The 20,886-nt window shown below is 49.3% G+C and carries 16 protein-coding genes; 7 read left to right on the forward strand and 9 right to left on the reverse strand.

Annotated elements, in window-relative coordinates; genetic code table 11:
* Nucleotides 1–39: 39 nt before the first annotated feature.
* From JIE71_RS01455 to JIE71_RS01465, 3 genes are all read left to right on the forward strand, one after another.
* Complete coding sequence (locus JIE71_RS01455) at nt 40–1,176, forward strand: NAD(P)/FAD-dependent oxidoreductase (RefSeq protein WP_199506953.1); 1,137 nt, start codon at nt 40–42, stop codon at nt 1,174–1,176.
* A gap of 358 nt (nt 1,177–1,534) precedes the next feature.
* Nucleotides 1,535–2,200 carry a CDP-diacylglycerol--glycerol-3-phosphate 3-phosphatidyltransferase gene (pgsA, locus tag JIE71_RS01460; RefSeq protein ID WP_199506954.1) on the forward strand — a complete coding sequence of 222 codons (666 nt, stop codon included), beginning with the start codon at nt 1,535–1,537 and terminating at the stop codon, nt 2,198–2,200.
* Between the two features lie 402 nt (nt 2,201–2,602).
* On the forward strand, nt 2,603–3,340 hold the full coding sequence (locus JIE71_RS01465) for a hypothetical protein (RefSeq protein ID WP_228284489.1): 738 nt from the start codon (nt 2,603–2,605) through the stop codon (nt 3,338–3,340).
* Nucleotides 3,341–3,439: 99 nt separating this feature from the next.
* Here JIE71_RS01465 and JIE71_RS01470 read toward each other — a convergent pair whose 3' ends face one another.
* The gene (locus JIE71_RS01470; RefSeq protein WP_199506956.1) at nt 3,440–3,934 is read right to left on the reverse strand and encodes a pyridoxamine 5'-phosphate oxidase family protein; all 495 of its coding nucleotides are present in this window, start codon (nt 3,932–3,934) and stop codon (nt 3,440–3,442) included.
* 443 nt (nt 3,935–4,377) lie between these two features.
* Here JIE71_RS01470 and purL point away from each other — a divergent pair, with 443 nt between their 5' ends.
* A complete protein-coding gene (gene purL / locus JIE71_RS01475; protein WP_199506957.1) occupies nt 4,378–8,367 on the forward strand; it encodes a phosphoribosylformylglycinamidine synthase in 3,990 nt (1,329 codons plus the stop codon).
* Between the two features lie 122 nt (nt 8,368–8,489).
* On the opposite strand, the gene JIE71_RS01480 is transcribed toward purL, so the two are convergent.
* The 8 genes from JIE71_RS01480 to JIE71_RS01515 form a co-directional block, all read right to left on the reverse strand.
* On the reverse strand, nt 8,490–8,981 hold the full coding sequence (locus JIE71_RS01480) for a hypothetical protein (protein ID WP_199506958.1): 492 nt from the start codon (nt 8,979–8,981) through the stop codon (nt 8,490–8,492).
* Between the two features lie 38 nt (nt 8,982–9,019).
* Nucleotides 9,020–9,664 (reverse strand): hypothetical protein, encoded by a 645-nt coding sequence (locus tag JIE71_RS01485; protein ID WP_199506959.1) that lies wholly within the window; start codon nt 9,662–9,664, stop codon nt 9,020–9,022.
* A gap of 493 nt (nt 9,665–10,157) precedes the next feature.
* Nucleotides 10,158–10,988 (reverse strand): N-acetylmuramoyl-L-alanine amidase, encoded by an 831-nt coding sequence (locus JIE71_RS01490; RefSeq protein ID WP_199506960.1) that lies wholly within the window; start codon nt 10,986–10,988, stop codon nt 10,158–10,160.
* 43 nt (nt 10,989–11,031) lie between these two features.
* Nucleotides 11,032–11,778: an MOSC domain-containing protein gene (locus JIE71_RS01495; protein WP_199506961.1), complete on the reverse strand. Its 747-nt coding sequence runs from the start codon at nt 11,776–11,778 to the stop codon at nt 11,032–11,034.
* Nucleotides 11,779–12,184: 406 nt separating this feature from the next.
* Nucleotides 12,185–12,586 carry a ribosome silencing factor gene (gene rsfS, locus JIE71_RS01500; RefSeq protein ID WP_199506962.1) on the reverse strand — a complete coding sequence of 134 codons (402 nt, stop codon included), beginning with the start codon at nt 12,584–12,586 and terminating at the stop codon, nt 12,185–12,187.
* Nucleotides 12,587–12,716: 130 nt separating this feature from the next.
* Complete coding sequence (nadD, locus tag JIE71_RS01505; RefSeq protein WP_199506963.1) at nt 12,717–13,463, reverse strand: nicotinate (nicotinamide) nucleotide adenylyltransferase; 747 nt, start codon at nt 13,461–13,463, stop codon at nt 12,717–12,719.
* A 115-nt stretch (nt 13,464–13,578) separates the two neighbouring features.
* Nucleotides 13,579–15,726, reverse strand: coding sequence for a phosphate acetyltransferase (pta, locus tag JIE71_RS01510; protein ID WP_199506964.1), 2,148 nt, complete (start codon nt 15,724–15,726; stop codon nt 13,579–13,581).
* A gap of 113 nt (nt 15,727–15,839) precedes the next feature.
* The gene (locus JIE71_RS01515; RefSeq protein ID WP_199506965.1) at nt 15,840–17,051 is read right to left on the reverse strand and encodes an acetate/propionate family kinase; all 1,212 of its coding nucleotides are present in this window, start codon (nt 17,049–17,051) and stop codon (nt 15,840–15,842) included.
* Nucleotides 17,052–17,832: 781 nt separating this feature from the next.
* On the opposite strand from JIE71_RS01515, the gene lptM reads away from it, so the two are divergent.
* From lptM to dapF, 3 genes are all read left to right on the forward strand, one after another.
* The gene (gene lptM, locus JIE71_RS01520; protein WP_199506966.1) at nt 17,833–18,090 is read left to right on the forward strand and encodes an LPS translocon maturation chaperone LptM; all 258 of its coding nucleotides are present in this window, start codon (nt 17,833–17,835) and stop codon (nt 18,088–18,090) included.
* A 136-nt stretch (nt 18,091–18,226) separates the two neighbouring features.
* Complete coding sequence (lysA, locus tag JIE71_RS01525; protein WP_199506967.1) at nt 18,227–19,570, forward strand: diaminopimelate decarboxylase; 1,344 nt, start codon at nt 18,227–18,229, stop codon at nt 19,568–19,570.
* Between the two features lie 417 nt (nt 19,571–19,987).
* Nucleotides 19,988–20,875 carry a diaminopimelate epimerase gene (dapF, locus tag JIE71_RS01530; RefSeq protein ID WP_199506968.1) on the forward strand — a complete coding sequence of 296 codons (888 nt, stop codon included), beginning with the start codon at nt 19,988–19,990 and terminating at the stop codon, nt 20,873–20,875.
* Nucleotides 20,876–20,886: the final 11 nt, after the last annotated feature.

Below are 20,886 nucleotides of genomic sequence, written 5' to 3' on the forward strand. Positions count from 1 at the left end.
TGAATGGTATAAGCACTATCATAAATAGAGGCGTACATCATGACGGATACCAGTGCTCAGACAACACGTATTGCCATTATTGGTGGCGGACTGACAGGGCTAATCAGCGCCGCGCTACTACAGCGTGAATGGACAACGCAGCGTAACCATCCTTTGCGTATTACCGTCTTTGAAAAGTCACGTGGCGTTGGGCGCATGGCGACCCGTTATCGTAAACCGCAGACGAGCAGTAAGCAAGAGTGGCAATGGGCGATGGGGGTACAAAGCTTTAGCGCAAAATCAGACGCCTTTAAAGCCTTCATCGCACCATTTATTGATGCCAATATTCTAGCGCCGTGGCAGAGCCGTATTGCACATATTAAAGAAGCGCAAACTAAGACCGTAGATAGTATCAGCGCAAATATTAGAACGGAGACACCTGAGCATCCGCGCTATATCAGTAGCCCAAAAATGACCAGTTGGGGACGCGCCATTGCCGATAGTTTGACGCATACCGAGATTCAGTTTAAGACACGCATTGCGCCGCTGACTGACAGCATTTTAGATAATCAAGGTGCAACGCCGCGCACCAAGCTGTATGACGAGGAAGGCAGTAGCGTCGGTGTCTTTGACTGGTTTATTTGTACCGCGCCCAATGTACAGGCAGCAGAACTGTTTGCAGACACAAGTTTTACTGCTAAAGATAAGATATTAATCCCCAGCATGCAGGCATGTTATACCCTGATGCTGGGCTGGCAAGACAAAGCGCATCTGCCGTCATGCTTGCAAGAGAACATGCGTCAGTGGTCGGTATTGTCGCTCGCTGATGGTATTTTAGACAAGGTCTTTATTGAACATGACAAGCCTGAACACGGCCATCTGCTGCCGAGCGTAACCATTCATGCGGACAATGCGTGGTCGGAGGTGCACGTAGATGATGACCAAGAGAGCGTACACACCCATCTGCTTAAAGCGGCGCAGCAGGTACTTGGCTGGACGAGCAACACCGCGCCTAACCACATTGATTTACACCGCTGGCGCTATGCCGCAACAACAGGCGAGCGCCTGAATGATGTGCCATTGATAGATAAGAATAAACGCTGGCTGGTCACAGGCGATTGGTGCGGTGCGGGCAGTATTGAGGCTTGCTATCAAATGGCAGCAGCAAGCATCACGGCTGTCATATCCGCATCATAAAGCGTCGTTATTATCAAAAAAGAACATTGAAAAAAGCGTAATGAAAAAGCATCAAGAAACGGATGAATAATAAGACATTATCGTAAGACAAAAAAAAGCCCGCAGAGGAGGAACTGCGGACTGAGGAAAGCATGACATTACTGGTTTTGTCGTCCCTTTGCCTTACTTACCATAATGCCGTTAATCCTAATAAAATCAAGCGCTTGTCATCTTTGCTTACAACTTCTTAAGACCAGCGTATTTGCGGCATTGTGTTTTTAGCCAAGTGTTTGGCGGATTGCCCACAGATGGCATGACGTTCAGATGGAAAAGTGCTAAGCTATTTGCCATTACTATGACCACCATACAATGAGTTACCATGACCGAGCGCTCGCAACCCAGTAATCAAAACGCGCAAAGCATTTTTAATTTGCCGAACAATCTGACCATCGCGCGTATCGTGATGATACCGCTGTTCATTGCGATTGCGTACTGGCCGCCTGCGCTTGGTATTGGTGTGCCGCTGATTCCTGACAATGTCATCGCCCGTGTGGGCATGAATGAGTTTAGCGACAGCTTACTGCGTCATGTGTTGCTGACCTTTGTGTTTGTACTCGCGGCAGTGACCGATTGGCTCGATGGTTACTTGGCGCGTAAGATGAACATCACCTCAGCCTTTGGGCGCTTTCTTGACCCTGTTGCCGACAAATTGATGGTCGCCGCCGCGCTCATTATTTTGGTGCAGTGGCACCCGAACATCATTATGGCGATTGCCGCGATTGTGATTATCTCGCGTGAGATTGCCGTTTCGGCATTGCGCGAATGGATGGCAGAGCTGGGCAACCGTACCAGCGTGGCGGTGTCGTATGTCGGCAAGCTCAAAACCACCTTTCAGATGATTGCCATCACGGTGCTGTTGTTAAATTGGGAATCGCTTGAATTGGTCGGCTATCTGCTGATGGTCGCCGCAGTGATATTAACCCTATGGTCGATGATGATTTATTTAAAAGCAGCATGGCCGTATCTTAAACAAAGCGGTAGTTAGGGCGTGTCCCTAATTCAAGCGTTTATGACTAAATGGGCTAAAAATGGCTAAATCTTTGGCAAACGGTGTCAAATAGCTGGCCAATATCTTGATATTACCTGCGCTATTTTCCTTGTTTGCCTGCGATTTATCTCATTTTTATCACCATTTTTAAAATAGGGACACGCCCTAGTCAGCCCTGCAAAATAAATAGATAAAAAAAGCCAATCGCCATAAACGATTGGCTTTTTTAATGGGAAATTATAAGAAAAGGCAAACAAAAGATTGTTATATAGATTAAATAAAAGTAAAAATTACGTTATAATGTATTTTTTAGCAAACAAAAGAAAAGATAATTATTTTATTATTTTGATTTTAAGATATAGGGCAGAGAACAGTATGCGCTTTAGCAAAAGTAAGTTGATGATAACAACAGTCGGACTGGCGCTTGTGGCAGGGTGCTCATCAAATTCCAATTACCAAGTCAGTGAAAGTAACGCGCCAAGTATGCAGACAGCAGATGCGTCAGAACGTCTCGGTACGACATGGGGCGATGAGGTCAGCTCTAGTGTGCGCAGTGTCGATTTGCGCCGCGTCGATCAGACGCCAGTGGCACAGACACAGCTCAACTATGCCGACAAATATTATTATGGACAGCAAATCAACAGCATGTCGCTATTGGGTGGTAAGGTTGAGATGTCCGTATTGGCTGACCGTGGCACACTGCCTATTTATCGTGATAATGGACAATATTATTTACAAGGCCATGCAGGCCAAGCCTATCGCTTGTATTATACGAACAACAGTAACCATACGTACGAGGTTGTTGCCAGCGTCGATGGGCTGAATGTTTTAAATGGTGAGGCTGCCAGTCGTTCTGCCAGTGGCTATGTGTTGTACCCACATGACGAGTTAGTTATTGAAGGCTTTCGCAAAAGCCAAAATGCGGTCGCATCCTTTATCTTTAGTACACCAAACGATGCGTATGCCGCCAACACGCCATCAGGTTCAATCGATAATACGGGCGTTATTGGCACGGTGATGTATGAGCTGTATGACCCAAACAAACCGCGTCCCTATTCACGTAATACCCAAGCACGCACACCGAACGCTTATCCAGCTGATGGCGGCAATCAGCGCTATGCCCAGCCGCCACAATAAAACGCCTTATAAATATAAACCATAAAAATCGCCCACAAAAAAAGCCCGCTATCCTAACGGGCTTTTTTATCAGCTGTGCTTGACGCATCACGGCACAGATTAGAATGCGATTGAGTGGTTTTCGCCAACATTATCCGCTTTTTTGCCATCTTGTACGGCGGCAGCGGTCATTTTGAACATATTGACGACCGAGCTGCCGCTGAGCCAGTATTCTGCGCCGTGCGGTACAACTTTAATCAGCTGTACATTGGCATCTTCTTTACCTTGCTCAAAAAAGGCATTGTATACCGGTGACCACAGTTCTTCTAGTTTTTCTTGGTCATCGACCAGCTCGGCTTTACCTGTGATAGACACGTAGTCTTTGTCGTCTTGGCTGACGTAGGCGAGGTTAACTTGCGCTTGTTTTTGGATGTCTTTCACGGTTTCGGTGGTTTTGTCACCGATGAACCAAATTTCTTTTGCGCCCAGACTCGTTTCTGAGGTAGTCATTGGGCAAGCGTGGAGGTGGTCTTCAAAAGTGCGCGTGGTCATCATCGCATATTTGATGTCTTTGATGATGTCCTGAATCTTATCAATATGTTCTTGCTTATTCATAATCTTTGTCCTTATTCATTGTCATTGTTATGTCGTTAGGGATGTCTTAATAAACTGGATACAGCATAGCGAGCAATACCGCCGCGTTTATATAGGCGCGCAGTAATGCGATGTTAGCGTTTGTAAGGTTTACGCATGTTTGGTAAAAAGTGCCTAAGAAATAGACAGATAGCGCAAAACTTATGGCACAAAAGGGATGAAAATAAAAAATAACGGATGCATAAGCGAAGAAGAAAAACGAAAGCACGGCAATACCAAAAAAAATAGAAAAGGCTAAAAAATAGTAGGCAAAAACGCCAGTCTGTTAGCAAAATTTGTCTAAAATCATGCAGTCGCATGAATTTGAGGTGCTTTGTACCTGTTTCTTAGTGGGCTTCTTGTTATAATGCGCAGACCATTTACTTTGCATGGCAGTGATGCCTTGATCTTACGGATTATGCCTTATGATGACCATCGCCGGACTTTCTTTTCTGACCGATTTTCAGACGCAGCAGCTCATCAGCCAGTTTCAACAAAAAACTGAGCTGAACATCACGCAGATTAGCACGCAGCAAGTGTATGTGTTGCCTACCACCTTAAATAGCGACGACGAAAAAAAAGCCCTTGACCTATTAGGATTGGCGGAAAAAGGCAGCATCAATGCCCCTGCTGATAATGAGCGTCAAGTCATCGTCAGCCCGCGCTTTGGCACGATTTCTCCGTGGGCGAGTAAAGCGACCGATATTTTTAATAACTGCGAGATTGACGTCAGCCGCATCGAGCGCGTGATTGTCTATACGCTGAGTACTGAAGCGGGCAGCAGCTTGCCAAGTCAATTGCCAGCCGCCGCGGAGCAGCTGCTCTTTGACCGTATGACCCAAAGTTTGGTCTACGATTTGGACGCGACCAGCAAGCTGTTTGACGACCATGCGCCAGCGCCGTTAAACCACGTTGACGTGATGGGCGAAGGTCGCAGCGCATTGGAGTCTGCAAACACCCAGTTTGGCTTTGCTTTGTCTGGCGAAGACATCGACTATCTGATGAATGCTTATGTCAATGAATTGGGTCGCAATCCAACAGACGTTGAGCTGATGATGTTCGCGCAAGCCAACTCAGAGCATTGCCGTCATAAAATCTTTAATGCCCAGTGGACAATCGATGGCGAAGTACAGCCAAAATCATTGTTCCAAATGATTAAAAACACCCATCAGAACAACCCGCAAGGCATCTTGTCTGCGTATAAAGACAACGCGGCGGTGATGGAAGGCGCAGAAGGCTTGCGTTTTTATCCGCTACCGACTGACTTTACTGACGTGAATGCCACGCATCAGTATGGTTTTCATCAAGAAAATATCGATATCCTGATGAAGGTCGAGACGCACAACCACCCAACCGCGATTGCCCCGTATGCAGGCGCAGCGACAGGCTCAGGCGGTGAGATTCGTGACGAAGGCGCGACAGGTCGCGGCGGTAAGCCAAAGGCGGGCATGGCGGGCTTCCACGTCTCGCATCTACACATTCCAGAGCTGCCAGAAAAATGGGAGCAGTCAGGCGCGGTCAATACCAAAGACTACGGCAAGCCTGAGCGTATGGCGAGCAGCCTTGAGATTATGACCGAAGCGCCACTGGGTAGCGCCAACTTCTCAAACGAGTTTGGGCGTCCGAACCTATGCGGCTACTTCCGCAGCTTCCAACTCGACACCTCAGCGGCAAAAGACGGCAGCGAAATGCGCGGCTATCACAAGCCCATCATGCTGGCAGGCGGCTACGGCAACATCAAGCGCAACCTGATTGAAAAGAACGCCATTGCCGAAGGCGATCTACTCATCGTGCTTGGCGGTCCAGCGATGCAAATCGGCTTGGGCGGCGGCGCGGCGTCATCGGTAGACAGTGGTGAGCTGGATGAAGGTCTGGACTTTGCCTCTGTACAGCGTGACAACGCTGAGATGGAGCGTCGCTGTCAAGAAGTCATCGATCGCTGCTGGGCGCTCGCTGGCGCGGACAAAGACGGCAATGACAATGCGGACAACAACCCCATCGTCTCGATTCATGACGTGGGCGCGGGCGGTCTGTCAAACGCCATGCCTGAGCTCGTCAACGACCACGACATGGGCGCGCACCTCAACTTGCGCAAAGTGCCATCACTTGAGGCAGGAATGTCACCGATGGCCATTTGGTCAAACGAAGCGCAAGAGCGTTATGTACTCGCGATTCGCCCTCAAAGCCGTGAGCAATTTGACGCCATCTGTGCGCGTGAGCGCTGCCCGTACGCCATCTTGGGCGAGGCGACCGAAGTGCGTCAGCTGATCGTTGATGACGCATTGTTGCCAGAGCAGCCTGTCGATATGCCGATGCAAGTATTGCTCGGCGGTACGCCGAAGATGCAGCGCAGCTTTAGCCGCGAAGAGAGCAGCCATCCTGCGCTTGATCTGTCAGACGTCGATATCAAAACTGCCGTCACTGACGTATTGCGTCACCCAACTGTCGCCAGCAAGTCTTTCTTAATCAGCATTGGCGATCGCTCAATCACAGGTATGGTGGTGCGCGATCAGTATGTCGGTCGCTATCAAGTACCTGTCGCCGACTGCGCGGTAACCGCATCAGCGCTGCTCGGTCTAGACGGTCAGCCAATGACGGGTGAAGCGATGAGCGTGGGCGAGCGTACGCCTGTTGCCCTAATCAGCCCAAAAGCCTCAGCACGTCTTGCGGTCGGTGAAGCCATCACCAACATCGCAGGCGCGTCTGTCCGTCAGCTGTCTGACATCACCATGTCAGCAAACTGGATGGCAGCCTGTGGCGATGATACTGAGGACGCGGCACTGTTTGACGCAGTACACGCCATCGGCGAAGAGCTGTGCCCAGCACTTGGCATCGCGATTCCTGTCGGTAAAGACTCGCTATCGATGCGTGCCAACTGGAGTGATGACGCGGGTGACAAATCGGTCGTCTCGCCAATGAGCCTTGTCATCACTGCCTTTGCCCCTGTCAGTGACGTGAGCCGCACACTCACGCCTGAGCTGGTCAACGGCGACAGCGCGCTATATCGTCTGGATTTATCAAAAGGTCAGCTGCGCCTTGGTGGCTCAATCCTTGCGCAAACCATGAGCCAGCTCGGTAACGACTGCCCAGACTTGGCGGAGGCGAGCGACCTTGTGAACTTCTTTAACTTTATCCAAGCGGGTAATGCAGCAGGCGTTATCAGTGCCTATCACGACATTGGTGATGGTGGCTTACTGGCAAGTGTCGCGGAAATGCAATTCACCAGCCGTCAGGGCATCAAGCTGTCATTAACCGATGACAACCTGCTCGGTCAGCTGTTCAGTGAAGAGCTGGGCGCGGTCATTCAGGTCTTACCTGAACACATCGACGCCGTGACCGCCCTTGCGGACAAGCACAACGTCACCGATATGCTGAGCCTCATCGGTCACAGCTGTGAAGGCGACCGCCTGATCATCGAGACGCCAACGCAGCAAGGCGACGCCGCGCTGGACTTTGCGCGCAGTGAGCTACAGCAAGCGTGGACGCAGGTCAGCTACGAGATTGCCCGCCGCCGTGACAACCCAGAGAGCGTGCAGCAAGAATTTGACCTCATCAGTGATACGAGCCATCAAGGTCTGATTGCCGCGCCGAACTTTGAGCTGGATAAAGCCATCGAAGCGCCGTATCTCAACAGCCGCACCAGCCGTCCAAAGGTCGCCATCTTGCGCGAGCAGGGCGTCAATGGTCAGCTAGAGATGGCAGCAGGCTTTACCCAAGCAGGCTTTGAAGCGGTCGATGTACACATGAGCGACCTACTCAAAGGGCGCGTTGATCTACGTGACTTTGACGGTCTGGTCGCCTGTGGTGGCTTTAGTTACGGTGATGTACTGGGCGCAGGCTCAGGCTGGGCGAACTCTATCTTGTTCCATGACGAGCTGCGTATGCAATTCGTGCGCTTCTTCGCTCGCCCTGAAACCTTTAGCCTTGGCGTGTGTAACGGGTGTCAGATGATGTCACAGTTAAAAGACCTTATCCCTGGCGCGGACAATTTCCCACGCTTTATCGCCAATAAGTCAGCGCGCTTTGAAGGGCGTACGGTCAACGTCAAGATTGAGCGCACCAAGTCGATCTTGCTCAAAGGCATGCAAGACAGCATCCTACCGATTGCGGTCGCGCACGGTGAAGGCTACGCGACGCTAAACGCCACCGACATCGACGGTATGGAAAAACACGGTCAGCTGGCGATGCGCTATGTGGACAGCCAAGGTCGCCCAACTGAAACCTACCCGCTGAACCCGAACGGCTCTATCGGCGGTGTCACGGGTCTGTGTAGCACTGACGGGCGCGTGACCATCATGATGCCGCACCCTGAGCGTAACCTACGCGCCTACAACCACAGCTGGAAACCACAAGAGTGGGACAACGATGGCGCGTGGATGCGTATGTTCCGCAATGCGCGTGCATGGCTGCGCTAAGCTAAGCGTATACAGTGATTGAGTAATAAAAAAAGGTGGGCTAAGGCTCACCTTTTTTGTGTTTAAATATTAAAGCTATCTCTAAATTCTATAAAAAACAGGTACTAATAGTTAATCAGCTATTATTTTACGCATTTGATATTGTGATCTAAGCTTGCTTTTCTAAGAAGATCGAACTTTTCCATTTCCATCTTTTGCTTGTAGGTTGTAGAGCGCAAATATCCCGATGTTTTATTATAAAAACTCACTTGAGTTTTACTGTCATCAATCTCGGAAAATACGGTATGTTCTGACACATTAGCACCTTCTAAGATACTTAATGTCGCTAGCTTATTTTTTCTATCTAAGTTTGATGAGACACTTATGTCAGGCGTGGTATTGGTGATGGTAACTGGCGTACCATTTGCATAAACGGTGATGGGATAACTGACGCCGCTTTTTGTTGCACAGCGTAAATAGTAGTCTTTAGCATTGGCATAGGCATCTATATAGTTGACAGGCAGTTGAACCGTCTGCGGTGTGGTTTTTTCCAGTTTGTCCAAGCTGCTGGTCGTCGCACAGCCTACTAGGGTAAGAGATAAGGTAAACAAGGACAATAAGGCGGCTTTATTCATAATGCTAAATCCATAAACGGTAAAAGAATGAAACACAATCAATTAACTTTTTGACTGATTACTTTATCTTTGAAGATACCAATTTCTTTACTGGCAATTTCATCTTTTAAAATAATGGAGTCTCTATCCATTCTCGAGAGTCTATTATCCTGTTCATAGGTATAAACATGAATGGATAGAACACCTTCTTTCACTTTAAAAACACTGATATAGTCAGTACTTGGCTTATAATCTATTGCAGGTAATACGATATCACTCTTCTTCCTATCCCTAGTCGTTAGTTGACCAAGTTCAACAACATGTTTACCAGCAGGAATTTTAACTTTCGCTGTTGCCATTTTCGCTGCATGAATATACCACCCAGAGTCAAAAAATATTGAATGGGCGTATTTTTTTACAGGTATACCATCAACAGCGTAAATGCCATATGGATTAGGAGCATAGAAATTATCAGTTCGATAGTCTCTGACCAACTGTAAATTGGTAAAAGTAGCATATTTTTTAGATGAGTCTGTTACCAATTGGTCAGAGTAAACAGCGACTTTTTGTTCTTCAGATAAGCCTTTGACGTCTAGTCGAGAGCTTTCATTTTGTGGCGTGGCTGCTGTATTTCCTGACATGGTCGTACAGGCGCTGAGCGCGGTAGCCGCTAGCATAATGGCGGACAGGTATCTTATTTTCATAATTTCCTTGACTGTTTAGATCGATAACATGAGATAAGGAACGATTGTGTTTAGTTATGAGATCAACAACTAAAACTGGAGATAAGAAATAAGGACTGCGTATAAACTTTTTAAAGCAGCAAGATATTTCTAAACAAAATTATATCGAATATTGTCGATTTTACTATCATTTTTATAGACACTTGCGCATATATGTTGAGTGATACAGATGCAGAAATTACTTTTATGCTAAAAATCAAAAACTTAGCGGATTAATATTTAAAATACTTTAAAATTAATAACTGGAGGTGCTTAATGATTGTATCTGTAGTACAAGAAGAAGCGACAGGGTGTTGTTCTAGACTCAGCCAACTATTTACCATCTAATGTGCGAACGGATTTTAATGCTATGCAGCCACAATGGTATATAGAGGTCACGCGTAGCTAATGGTCTGATATCTTCGAATCATTTTTAATAATGTATGCACTATAAGACGAGTTAATAAGCAGCACCTCAACCCCCATACTTCCTATTCAATGCCTGCAATATCGCATACGTCTCCGCATCTATCTCCCCTGTCGGCTGCTCTGGACGAAAGTGCAGCTGAAAGGCATAGACCACATCGCGGCTGGCTTTGTCCCATGTATCGGTGTCGTTCATCGGGTAGCCATAGTCCCGAAAGGCTTGCTTGATTTCCTGTACGCTCGGCGCGACCAAGGTACGCCGATTTAGAAATTCTGCCTTGTCCGCCTCGTCATACCACGCGCCAATGCCGTATTCTTGATACAGGTGCTGCCACGGGAACTGTGCGCCAGGGTCGATTTTGCGCGAGGGTGCCATGTCCGAGTGGGCGATGATGTGCGTGGGGTCGATGCGGTAGCGGGTGGCGAGATCATTGACCAGTTGGGCGACTTTTTTGATTTGTAGCGCATCAAAGGGGACAAAATGCGCGTACGGGTGATAGCCTTTTTGTCCGCGATATTCGGGCGCGATGCCCTCATTGACGATTTCGATGCCGATGGACGTATCGTTGAGTACGCTGCGCCCCGCAAAGCTGCCAGCCCCCGCGTGCCAAGCGCGTTCGCTGTTGGGCACGAGCTGATAGATGCGCGCATCGGGTTGTTTGAGGATCAGATAGTGCGCACTGACGCGCTCTTCGGTTAGGATGCGTAGCGACTCGGCATCGTTTTCGGCAGTGTAGTGCAGGATGATAAACTGGATGCGCTCGTTTTTGCCTGTGGCTTGGTAGCTGGTGCTGTCGATGCTATAGCGCGGTGCAGGTGTGGTGCAGCCGATTAAGGTCAGGGCGCAGGCACTGGCAAGTAAAATGAGGCGTTTGGTCATGGCGAGCGTCCGTATTTTGAGCATGGGTTTGGTTAGGTTTGGCTTAAGACTGCGGCGCTATGTCTTGATCGCTCTTTTTAATCTTCTTCTTAAGCCCTTTTTTCCAGCTCTCCTCCAAGCATTCAATCGCAAGCCACGACTCGATGACCTCGGGCGCGTGCTTTTCTTTACTGTTGGTCAGTTGCCACAAGGCGGCTAGCGTGGCAAACGGATAGGGGCGCTCGATTAGATATACAGGGATGTCAGCGGTAATTTCGCCTTTTTGCACGACTTCATAATACCAGCCTGAGATGCCTTGTTTGCTTATCCATGCGGCGATGTTGGGCACTTTGGTATAGTTGCCGATTTTATCATTGATTTTGTAGCAGGGGCGGCGCGGCTGCACCACACGCAGGCGTACAGCGTCGGCTGACGCATCGCCGTATTGATAGACATCGCCGATGCAGACGTTGCGTTCATCAAGCGCGGGCATGTCGCCTATCGGCATGGTTGTCAGGTTTTCGCCCAAGCTGCCAATTTCTACGTTTAAATCAAACTGTTCATTAATACGCGCATAGGTGGCGGTGGGCATTTCGTGCACCGCTTTCAGCACGCCGCCGTGATGTTTATAGTCGGCTTGCTCATCAGTGACCAGCCCCAAGTTATTGACAGCGATAGGGGCGTTGACGGGCGTTTTATTAATGGCGCTCAGCTCGCCACGGGTAAAGGGCACCGCTTTGCCTGCGCGCACACAGGTGAGTAGAGCGATGGGCTGGGATAGGTCGCTGGTGTTTGCGTGAGTGCTTGGCATGAGTAATCCTTAGAATAAGAAGACAATAAGCAGAGGGCTAAAAAGTGCGGAGAGAGGATTTGTTGCGATGATTGATGACAGTAGCGTTTGATGATAACAAGCGATTAAACATTTATCTAATATGATCTCATGTCCTATTGTACAACGCCGAGCTTCATAACAAGCAAAAAAAAGACCAGCGGTATAGGCTGGTCTTTTTATGAGGTGGCCAGTGTGTACTGGCAGCGGATGGCTTAGGGCGTGTCATTAATTAGATAGCGAGACTTAAAATGAGATAAATCGTAGTCAAACAAGGAAAAAATTGCAGAGAATATAGACATATTCACAAAATTTTTGACGCTGTTTGGCAAGATTTAGCCCGTTTAAGACCGCTAAATGAGTCAATGGGCTAATTGATGAGACGTCCTTAGTTGCGGCGACCTGCTTTTTTCTCACGTGGGGTTGCGACCAGCTCCGCGAGGCTTTCAGACGATGACCACAGACCTTCTAGGTCGTAGAATTCGCGTGCTTGAGGCATCATCATATGCACGACGACTGCGCCTAGATCAATCAGCGTCCAGTCAGAGTCGTTGCCGCCTTCGCGACCTAATGGCATAAAGCCTGCTTTTTTGGCTTCAGCGCCAAGGCTGTCGGCGAGGGCGCGTACGTGACGCTTTGAAGTACCGTCAGCGATGACGATGCGTTCCATCACGTCGGTGAGGTTTTCGACATTGAGCACGGTGATGTTTTTGGCTTTCATGTCTTCTAGGGTTTCTTTAACGAGGGCTAGGCATTCATTCAGACGAGCTTCGGTCATGGTTTCGGTCATAGATATCAGTCTCTTTTGGTATCGGTAACTTTATGGTCATCTTTTGGCCCATTATCAAGAGCATGGATAAGACGAACAAGAATACAGTGAGCCAGCCACGTGCGGTATGCAGGGCTGCAATGCGTTGATTTTAACGGAATTTGCCTGCGGAATATAGTTGATGCTCAATAATATATTGATAAACACGGCGATGTAGGATGCTGGGTGCATTTTGAGATGCGCTATCAGGGTCGCTGAGCGCTTCGCGTACGCGTGTGCTGGACATGGCAGGTATCGGGCGGGGATCGATATAGATCATCCCTTTGCCTGTTTTCCATGGCGTGAGCAGGGAGGTGACTTCGGGTACGATGCGCGATTGTAAAGGCTTTGGTAGCGCTTTGCTTAATTCGTACGCGTCAATACTGCCTGTATAGGCACGGTCTGTCGTCTCAAGACTGCGGTCAAATATCCACAGATGCACATGATTGACCAGCGCCAAGCCTTCGCGCCATTTATCGAGTGTGCGTGCGCTGTCCATGCCCATAATAAATATTAAGCAGTCGTGTGGATAGCGCTCGCGTAAGGTGCGCACGCTGTCAATACTATAGACAGGCGGCGTCTGCCACAGCTCCAGCTCACTGACTTCGATGGTCGTGCCCATGATGGCTTGGCGTATCATGGCCAAACGGTGGCTGGGAGCGCTGCTCTCGTCTTTGAATGGCGAGCGCGCATTAGGCAAGAGGGAGACAGAGACCGTTTGCTGCGGGGCATGCCAGCGCTGTAATGTCGCGTACACGGCCTGCGCCATTTGCAAATGCCCTTGATGAATCGGGTCAAAAGAGCCGCCCAAGTAGGCACGAATCGCAGGCGGGCAGAGCAGTGGAGCAGCAGTTGGCATGGGATATCACTTGTGATCAAAAAATAAAAGCGCGTATAAAAACGCGCCTATGATAGCAAATTTATGACAATAAAAAGGGTACAGCCAGTCATTAATCGTGCTGTACCCACCATTGTTAAATGGCGTCACTGTCTGCCTGAATGGCAGTCAAGGCGATGGTGTAGATAATGTCATCCACCAAGGCCCCGCGTGATAAATCATTGACAGGCTTATTTAACCCTTGCAGCATGGGGCCGACACTGACCACATTGGCGCTACGCTGCACCGCTTTGTAGGTCGTGTTGCCTGTATTTAAGTCAGGGAAAATAAACACGTTGGCTTGACCTGCTACGGGTGAGTTGGGTGCTTTTTGTTTGCCCACGCTCATGACTGAGGCGGCATCGTATTGTAGCGGGCCATCAACCATCAAGTCAGGCGCCCGCTCACGTACAATACGTGTGGCCTCAGTGACTTTATCCACGTCCGCGCCCGTGCCTGATGAGCCTGTCGAATAGCTGATCATCGCGACTTTTGGCTCAATACCAAAGGCGGTCGCCGACTGCGCCGATTGAATGGCAATCTCGGCAAGCTCAGCCGCGCTTGGGTCAGGGTTAATTGCGCAATCGCCATACACCACCACTTGTTCAGGCAGCAGCATAAAAAATACCGACGATACTAAGGAATACTGCGGCGCAGTCTTAATCAACTGAAAGGCGGGGCGTACGGTGTTGGCAGTGGTGTGTACTGCGCCTGAGACAAGACCATCGACTTCGCCAAGCTGAAGCATAATTGTCCCCAAAAACACCGTATCGAGCAGCTGCTCAGCGGCGACAGGCTCGCTGGTTTTGCCACGGCGGCGCTCGACCACCGCCTTGATGTATTTAGGCATATCCACATCAGCAGGGTCGATAATTTCTAAGCCCTCAGGCATCGTCAAATCACGATTTTTAATCACTTGCTCGACGTCTGCACGCTTGGCGAGCAGCACGCAGTTGGCGATACCGCGACTTTGACAAATACACGCCGCTTCAACCGTACGCGGTTCGTCGCCTTCGGGCAGGACGATGCGTTTTTTGGCGTGTTGGGCTTTTTTGACCAGCTGATGACGAAACGCAGACGGCGATAAGCGCGGGGTGTAGCTGTGGCTAAAGTAATCTTTTATCCAGCTTAAGTCCAAATGCGCCGCCACATAGCGGGTGACTTCTTGTGCGCGGTCAATATCATCGCTCGGTATCTCAGCGCTGATGTTAAGTAAGTTTTGTACCGTCTCAAAGCTGTCGGTCTCAACCTGCATAATCGGTATGCCTGTCTTGAGCGCCGATTGCCACAGCTCCGTAACCGTATCGTTGGGCGCGATGCCGCCTGTCAACACCAAACCTGCCAAAGGGATACCGTTGATGCACGCCAGCGCCGCTGCCAGCAGTAGCTCATCACGATCCCCAGGCACGACAATCAACGTGCCACGTTTAAACACCGAATCCACTCGCGCGACCGAACGCGCGGTTAGGCTGATGTTATTCACACGGCGCGACTTTGCCTCACCGACATTGATCCATGTCGCACCAAGCGCCATGGCAATATCCCAAGTACGCGGCACGGATAAGGAGTTGCTAAACGGCACAACGCCAATCAAGCGAAACTGCTCGGTATAAAAGTACGGCGACTGCTTTTGTACCGCACGGATAAAGGTATCATCGAGACTGACCATCGCCTCACCAGGCGCGACAGGCTGACTCTCAAAGGTGTTTGGCACATCATGCACCCGCATCAAAATACAGCCAAGTGTACGGTCGCTGGCGACGCTGCCAAAATCGCGCGCGTGTACGTCGAGCTTGTCCGCGAGCTGTTCAGGGTGCTGCATATCAACGGTGCTGACAAAAATAACTTTGGCATCTAACGCATGCGCCAGCGCGCGGTTAATCTGCGAGGCGTAAGACGCTTCGGTAGTCGGCACCAAGCCTTCACAAATCACCACGTCATAATCATCACCCAACTGATGATAGTTGACCACCACTTCTTCCATCAAGTCATCCATATTGTCATCGCCCAGCATTCGCTCAACGTGTTGGCGATTGATAGACGGCGGCGGCTGTAGCCCAAACGCATGGGTAATCAGCGTGCTGGTACTGTCTAAGCTATTTTGCCTGTCTAAGGTGTCCTCTTGCAAAAACGGCTTCATAAAACCCGCTTTGATACCGTTATAATCAAACGCGCGAATCAGTCCGAGCGCCGCTGAGGTCACGCCGATACCGCGACTGATGGGAACAAGTAAAATGGTCTGCATAACAGCTCCTAAACAGATGGCACAGTCCACCTGATGGCAGAAATAAAGGTCGAAAAGTAAATCAGGCGAGGGCATAAGTTGCCCATGATCCAGCGATCACACCAATGAGCAGGCTAAAGCGCCTCCATGCCCAATGCCGCGCGCGTCTCTTGCGCGATGCGGCATTCTTCATCGGTCGGTATCACCCACAGCTCAAGGGCGCTGTCTTCGGCATGAAAACTGCCCTCAGCACCGCGAATCAGCGCATTATTTTTATCATCATCAATCTTAATACCAAAGTGACGCATGACCTTTAAAATACGCGCACGCGTGTCGGCGGCATTTTCACCGATGCCGCCTGTAAACACAATACCTGTCAGCTCAGGCAGGGCGCAGCTGAGCGATGCCAAATATTTGCCCGCGCGATAGCAAAACATCTCAATCGCTAGCGCCGCATCGTCATCGCCATCGGCTGCTGCTTGCTCAATCATACGCATGTCATTGGACAGCCCTGAAATGCCAAACAGCCCGCTTTGGTTGTTGAGCATATCGTTGACTTCTTCAAGGCTCATGTTCAGCGTGCGCTTTAGGTGAATGTGCAAGCTTGGGTCCACATCACCACTACGCGTGCCCATCATCAGACCCTCAAGCGGCGTCAAGCCCATGCTGGTGTCCAGACTCTCGCCATCATAGACCGCAGTTGCCGAGCAGCCATTACCCAGATGCGCGGTCAGCCAGCCGTGCTTGCCTGTCTTATCGGTTAGTTGGCTTGCGCGGTCAGAAACATAGGCGTGTGAGGTGCCATGAGCACCATAACGGCGGATACGGTGCTCATCATACAGCGCTTTGGGCACAGGATAGCGGTAGGCCACAGGCGGCATGGTCTGGTGAAATGCGGTATCAAACACCACCGCTTGTGGTACATTAGGATAAATGGCTTCAACCGCTTCTACGCCCAGCGCATTGGCAGGGTTGTGCAGGGGTGCTAAGATTTTTAGGCGCTTGATTTCTGCCAATACGTGCGGGGTCACGCGCTCGGCTGCCGAAAATTCGCGTCCGCCATGCACCACACGGTGCCCGACCGCTACAAAATGATACTGCTCAAGCAAGCCCAAAATCTTTTGTAAGGCCAACTGGTGCTGACCGCCAGGGATGCTAATCTCTTGCGACTCCCCTGCCAAATTCTTGTGCTTAATGTGCGCCGTGTCCAAGCCGAGGTTTTCTGCCAAGCCTGTGATGCGCGTGCGGTTGTCAGAGCTAATCAGCGCGTATTTGATAGAAGACGACCCACAGTTAAGCACCAATGTGGGGTCAATGAGATCATTTGTAGTGGAGCGGTCAGTCATAGTATGTCCTTATAAAATGAATGGTACAGCGAGCGTCTTATTACACGTATTTAAGCGCTTTAGGCAGGCATTATTGCTGCGCTGCTAAGTCATCAAGCGCCAAAGCGTTACGCATAAAATACGCGCATTTTTATTGTTATAGTCAGGTCTTTTTAAAATAGGTATCGCGAAAAAAGCCGTGTCATCAGGTCTATTGATTAAGGCATAGCCTCTAATCTTGAATCTATAGCAAAGCCCAAATAAAACTGATATAGCATCAAAAACACGCAAGATTAAAGGCTATTTTCCTTGCTTGCTGTGACTTCGTCTCCAGATGCTGCGAAAAATAGCCTTTAATCTTGCTGTATCATTTTTAAATTGACTTGACTATAACTACATAAATATAAAATAGCCAAGTAGCATACGCTACTATTGGCATATACAAACTGCCAAATCACTATAAGCGGGCATGAACCCTGCCGTCAAGTAGCAAAACGTGAGGTTGGGCGCGTCTGTACGGCTTTATGGTCGGCGCTTGATGCGTGTGGACGGTCACCGTTATGAACGCATAAGCGTTTGAATTGAAGACACGCCCTAAAACATCAAACAACAAAATTGTTGTTTAATCCCTGCAATCCACGCAAAGTATTGTCGATTAATGCTATGATAAAACGCCTATACACAGCGCCTCTATTTGGCGCTGTTATTGTACCAAAATAGGTCGCCGAGGCTGATAAATAGCGGTTGGTGAATCGCGGCTGATGAATTATAGGTACGCTGCTATCTTTTGTAAGGGTGTGTTATGTCGTCTTCTATTAAAAATAAGCCATCTGTTGATGTGCGTGTGCTGCGTCTTATTGGCATGCTATGTATTGGCAGCAGCTTGGTTGTCGGCTGCGGTCAAAAGGGCGACTTGTATTTGCCTGCAGGCAGTGCCAGCTCTGAGAGTAAGCAAATGATTGAAAGTGGCAGCAGTCCACAAGATGATGCCTTTGCGCGTGTGGACGATGAGCCGATGACGGACTTGCCAAGCGCGAGCAGCGACCCCAACGACTATTAATGCCGGTTGATTTATTTCGCGTCAGATCTTAATGGCTTAGATCTTAATATTTGAGGTCTTAATAGCTCAGGTCTTAAAAATATAGGCGAGAATGCGCCGTAATTTTTGAATGTTTGAACAACTTAGAGATATCGTTATGAGTAATTGTGAAGCTGCCACTGTGAGCACCCAAACTGAGGCAGGATTGTATATTGATGCTAATGCCTTAACCCAGCATTTGCCAGCGCTTAGCTATCAAGGCGATGCGCTACAGATTGAGTCGGTCAGTATTAAGGATTTGGCACAGACTTACGGCACGCCCTGCTATGTGTATTCAAAACAGGCAATACTAGACGTGTACCATGCCTATAGCACGCATTTTGCCAAGATTGACCATCAGATTTGCTATGCGGTAAAGGCCAATTCAAACCTTGCTGTCTTAAGCGTATTGGCAGAGGCGGGCGCAGGCTTTGATATCGTATCACGCGGCGAGCTGATGCGTGTATTGGCCGCAGGCGGGCAGGCGTCACGTGTGGTCTTTTCAGGCGTGGGCAAAACACCAGCGGACATCGAATATGCGCTGGGTCAAGGCATCGGCTGCTTTAATGTAGAATCTATCAGCGAGCTGTCTATCATCAATGACGTGGCACAAAAGCTGGACAAAAAAGCGCCAATTTCACTGCGCGTCAATCCTGATGTGGATGCCAATACCCACCCATACATTTCGACAGGTCTAAAAGACAACAAATTCGGCATCTCTCACGATAAGGCAATTGCGGTTTATAAAGATGCCGCGCAAATGTCGCACATTGATATTCTAGGTATCGACTGCCATATTGGTTCACAGTTGACGCAGGTTGAGCCATTTGTTGCCGCGCTTGATAAATTGATTGAGCTGATTGAGCAGCTACGCGCTAAAGGCATTGCGCTCAAACACATTGATTTGGGCGGCGGCTTGGGCGTGCGCTACATTGATGAGCAGCCTGTGAGCGTTGCTGATTTTGCCGCTGCTTTGTTGCCAAAATTGCAAGACTTGGGTTTGAGCGTGTTCTTTGAGCCAGGTCGCAGTATGGTAGCGAATGCAGGTATTTTGATTACTGAAGTCAATATCTTAAAGCCCACCGAGCACAAAAACTTTGCCATCGTGGATGCAGCGATGAACGATTTGATTCGTCCTGCCTTGTATCAAGCCGAAATGGCCGTTATCCCCAGTACCTTGCCTAAAAAGGATGTGGACGCTGAAAATGCAGAAGCGTGGGACATTGTTGGCGCGATTTGTGAAACGGGCGACTTTTTGGCAAAAAATCGCGTACTGTCATTGGCGGTCGGCGATTTGCTCGCGGTGACAGGTGCAGGCGCGTATGGGTTTAATATGAGCAGCAACTACAATACGCGTCCACGCGCTGCCGAAGTGATGGTATCAGGCAGTCAGCATCAGCTTATTAAGCCGCGCGAAACGGTTGAGGCACTCTACGCTGATGAGCAGCTGTGGCAAAGCTAGGGCGTGTCTTCAATTCAAACGTCTACGACTAAATGGGCTAAAAATGGCTAAATCTGCGGCAAACGGTGTCAAATAGCTGGTCAATATCTTGATATTATCTGCGCTATTTTCCTTGTTTGCCTGCAATTTATCTCATTTTTATCACCATTTTTAAAATGAAGACACACCTAACAAAAGCGACATTAAGCACTAAGCGATTGTGCAGCCTGATATGCGCTTTATTTACCATTGATAACTGACTTACGATTGTCCCATTGTTGCCAAAACGATGGGATTTTTCATCACTATACGCCAAGCTAACGATACCTCGAGATAACAATGGCTGCTGGGCGCAGCGCGATGACGGCGTGCATTACCATTGCAACATACAGCGTGCTACTATTAGGCACAGATAAAAACAGAACAGGATACATGGATATGTTAATTGAGTTTACCAAGATGCATGGGCTGGGCAATGACTTTATGGTTATTGACTTGGTCACGCAGCGCCTTGATTTAACTACTGAGCTGGTACAGCTTTTGGGTGACCGCCATTTGGGCATTGGTTTTGACCAGCTGCTTGTGGTAGAGCCACCGATGCGCCCTGATGTTGATTTTAGCTATCGTATTTTTAATACTGACGGTAGTGAAGTCGAGCAGTGCGGCAATGGCGCCCGCTGTTTTGCCCGTTTTGTACAAGCGCGCAAGCTGTCGTTTAAACAGCGCATCCGTGTGGAGACAGCAAGCGGCGTGATTACCTTGACTACTGACCGTTATGGCTGGGTTGAGGTGGACATGGGTAAACCAAAATTCGAGCCGTCCGAGATTCCATTTACCCCCAAAGCGATTACCAAAATCCAAAATGCCTATCATTTGGATGTGGCGGGCAAGCCTGTACAGCTGTATGTAGCCAATATGGGCAATCCGCACGCCGTTATCCGTGTTGATGATGTGCTCGACGCCGATGTTGAGACACTCGGTCGTGCGATTGAGTCGCACCCTGCATTTCCTGACAAGGTCAATGTTGGCTTTATGCAAGTCATGAATCAGCGTCATATTCGTCTGCGCGTCTATGAGCGCGGTGTGGGCGAGACCCAAGCCTGCGGTACAGGCGCGTGCGCAGCGGTTGCAATAGGCGTACGTGAAGGTTGGCTGGACGAAGGCGCGGATATTCGCGCCCAATTATACGGCGGCAGTCTCGTGATTCGCTGGCAGCCAGGCTATGCTGTCATGATGACAGGCCCGACCGCTTTCGTTTATGAGGGCGTCTTTAGTCCTGATGGTTTGATGGCGCAAGCTGGCATTAAACCCCCATCAAACGCGTAATAAAACCGTAC

The sequence above is a fragment of the Psychrobacter sp. bablab_jr014 genome (assembly GCF_016464015.1).
GTDB lineage: Bacteria > Pseudomonadota > Gammaproteobacteria > Pseudomonadales > Moraxellaceae > Psychrobacter.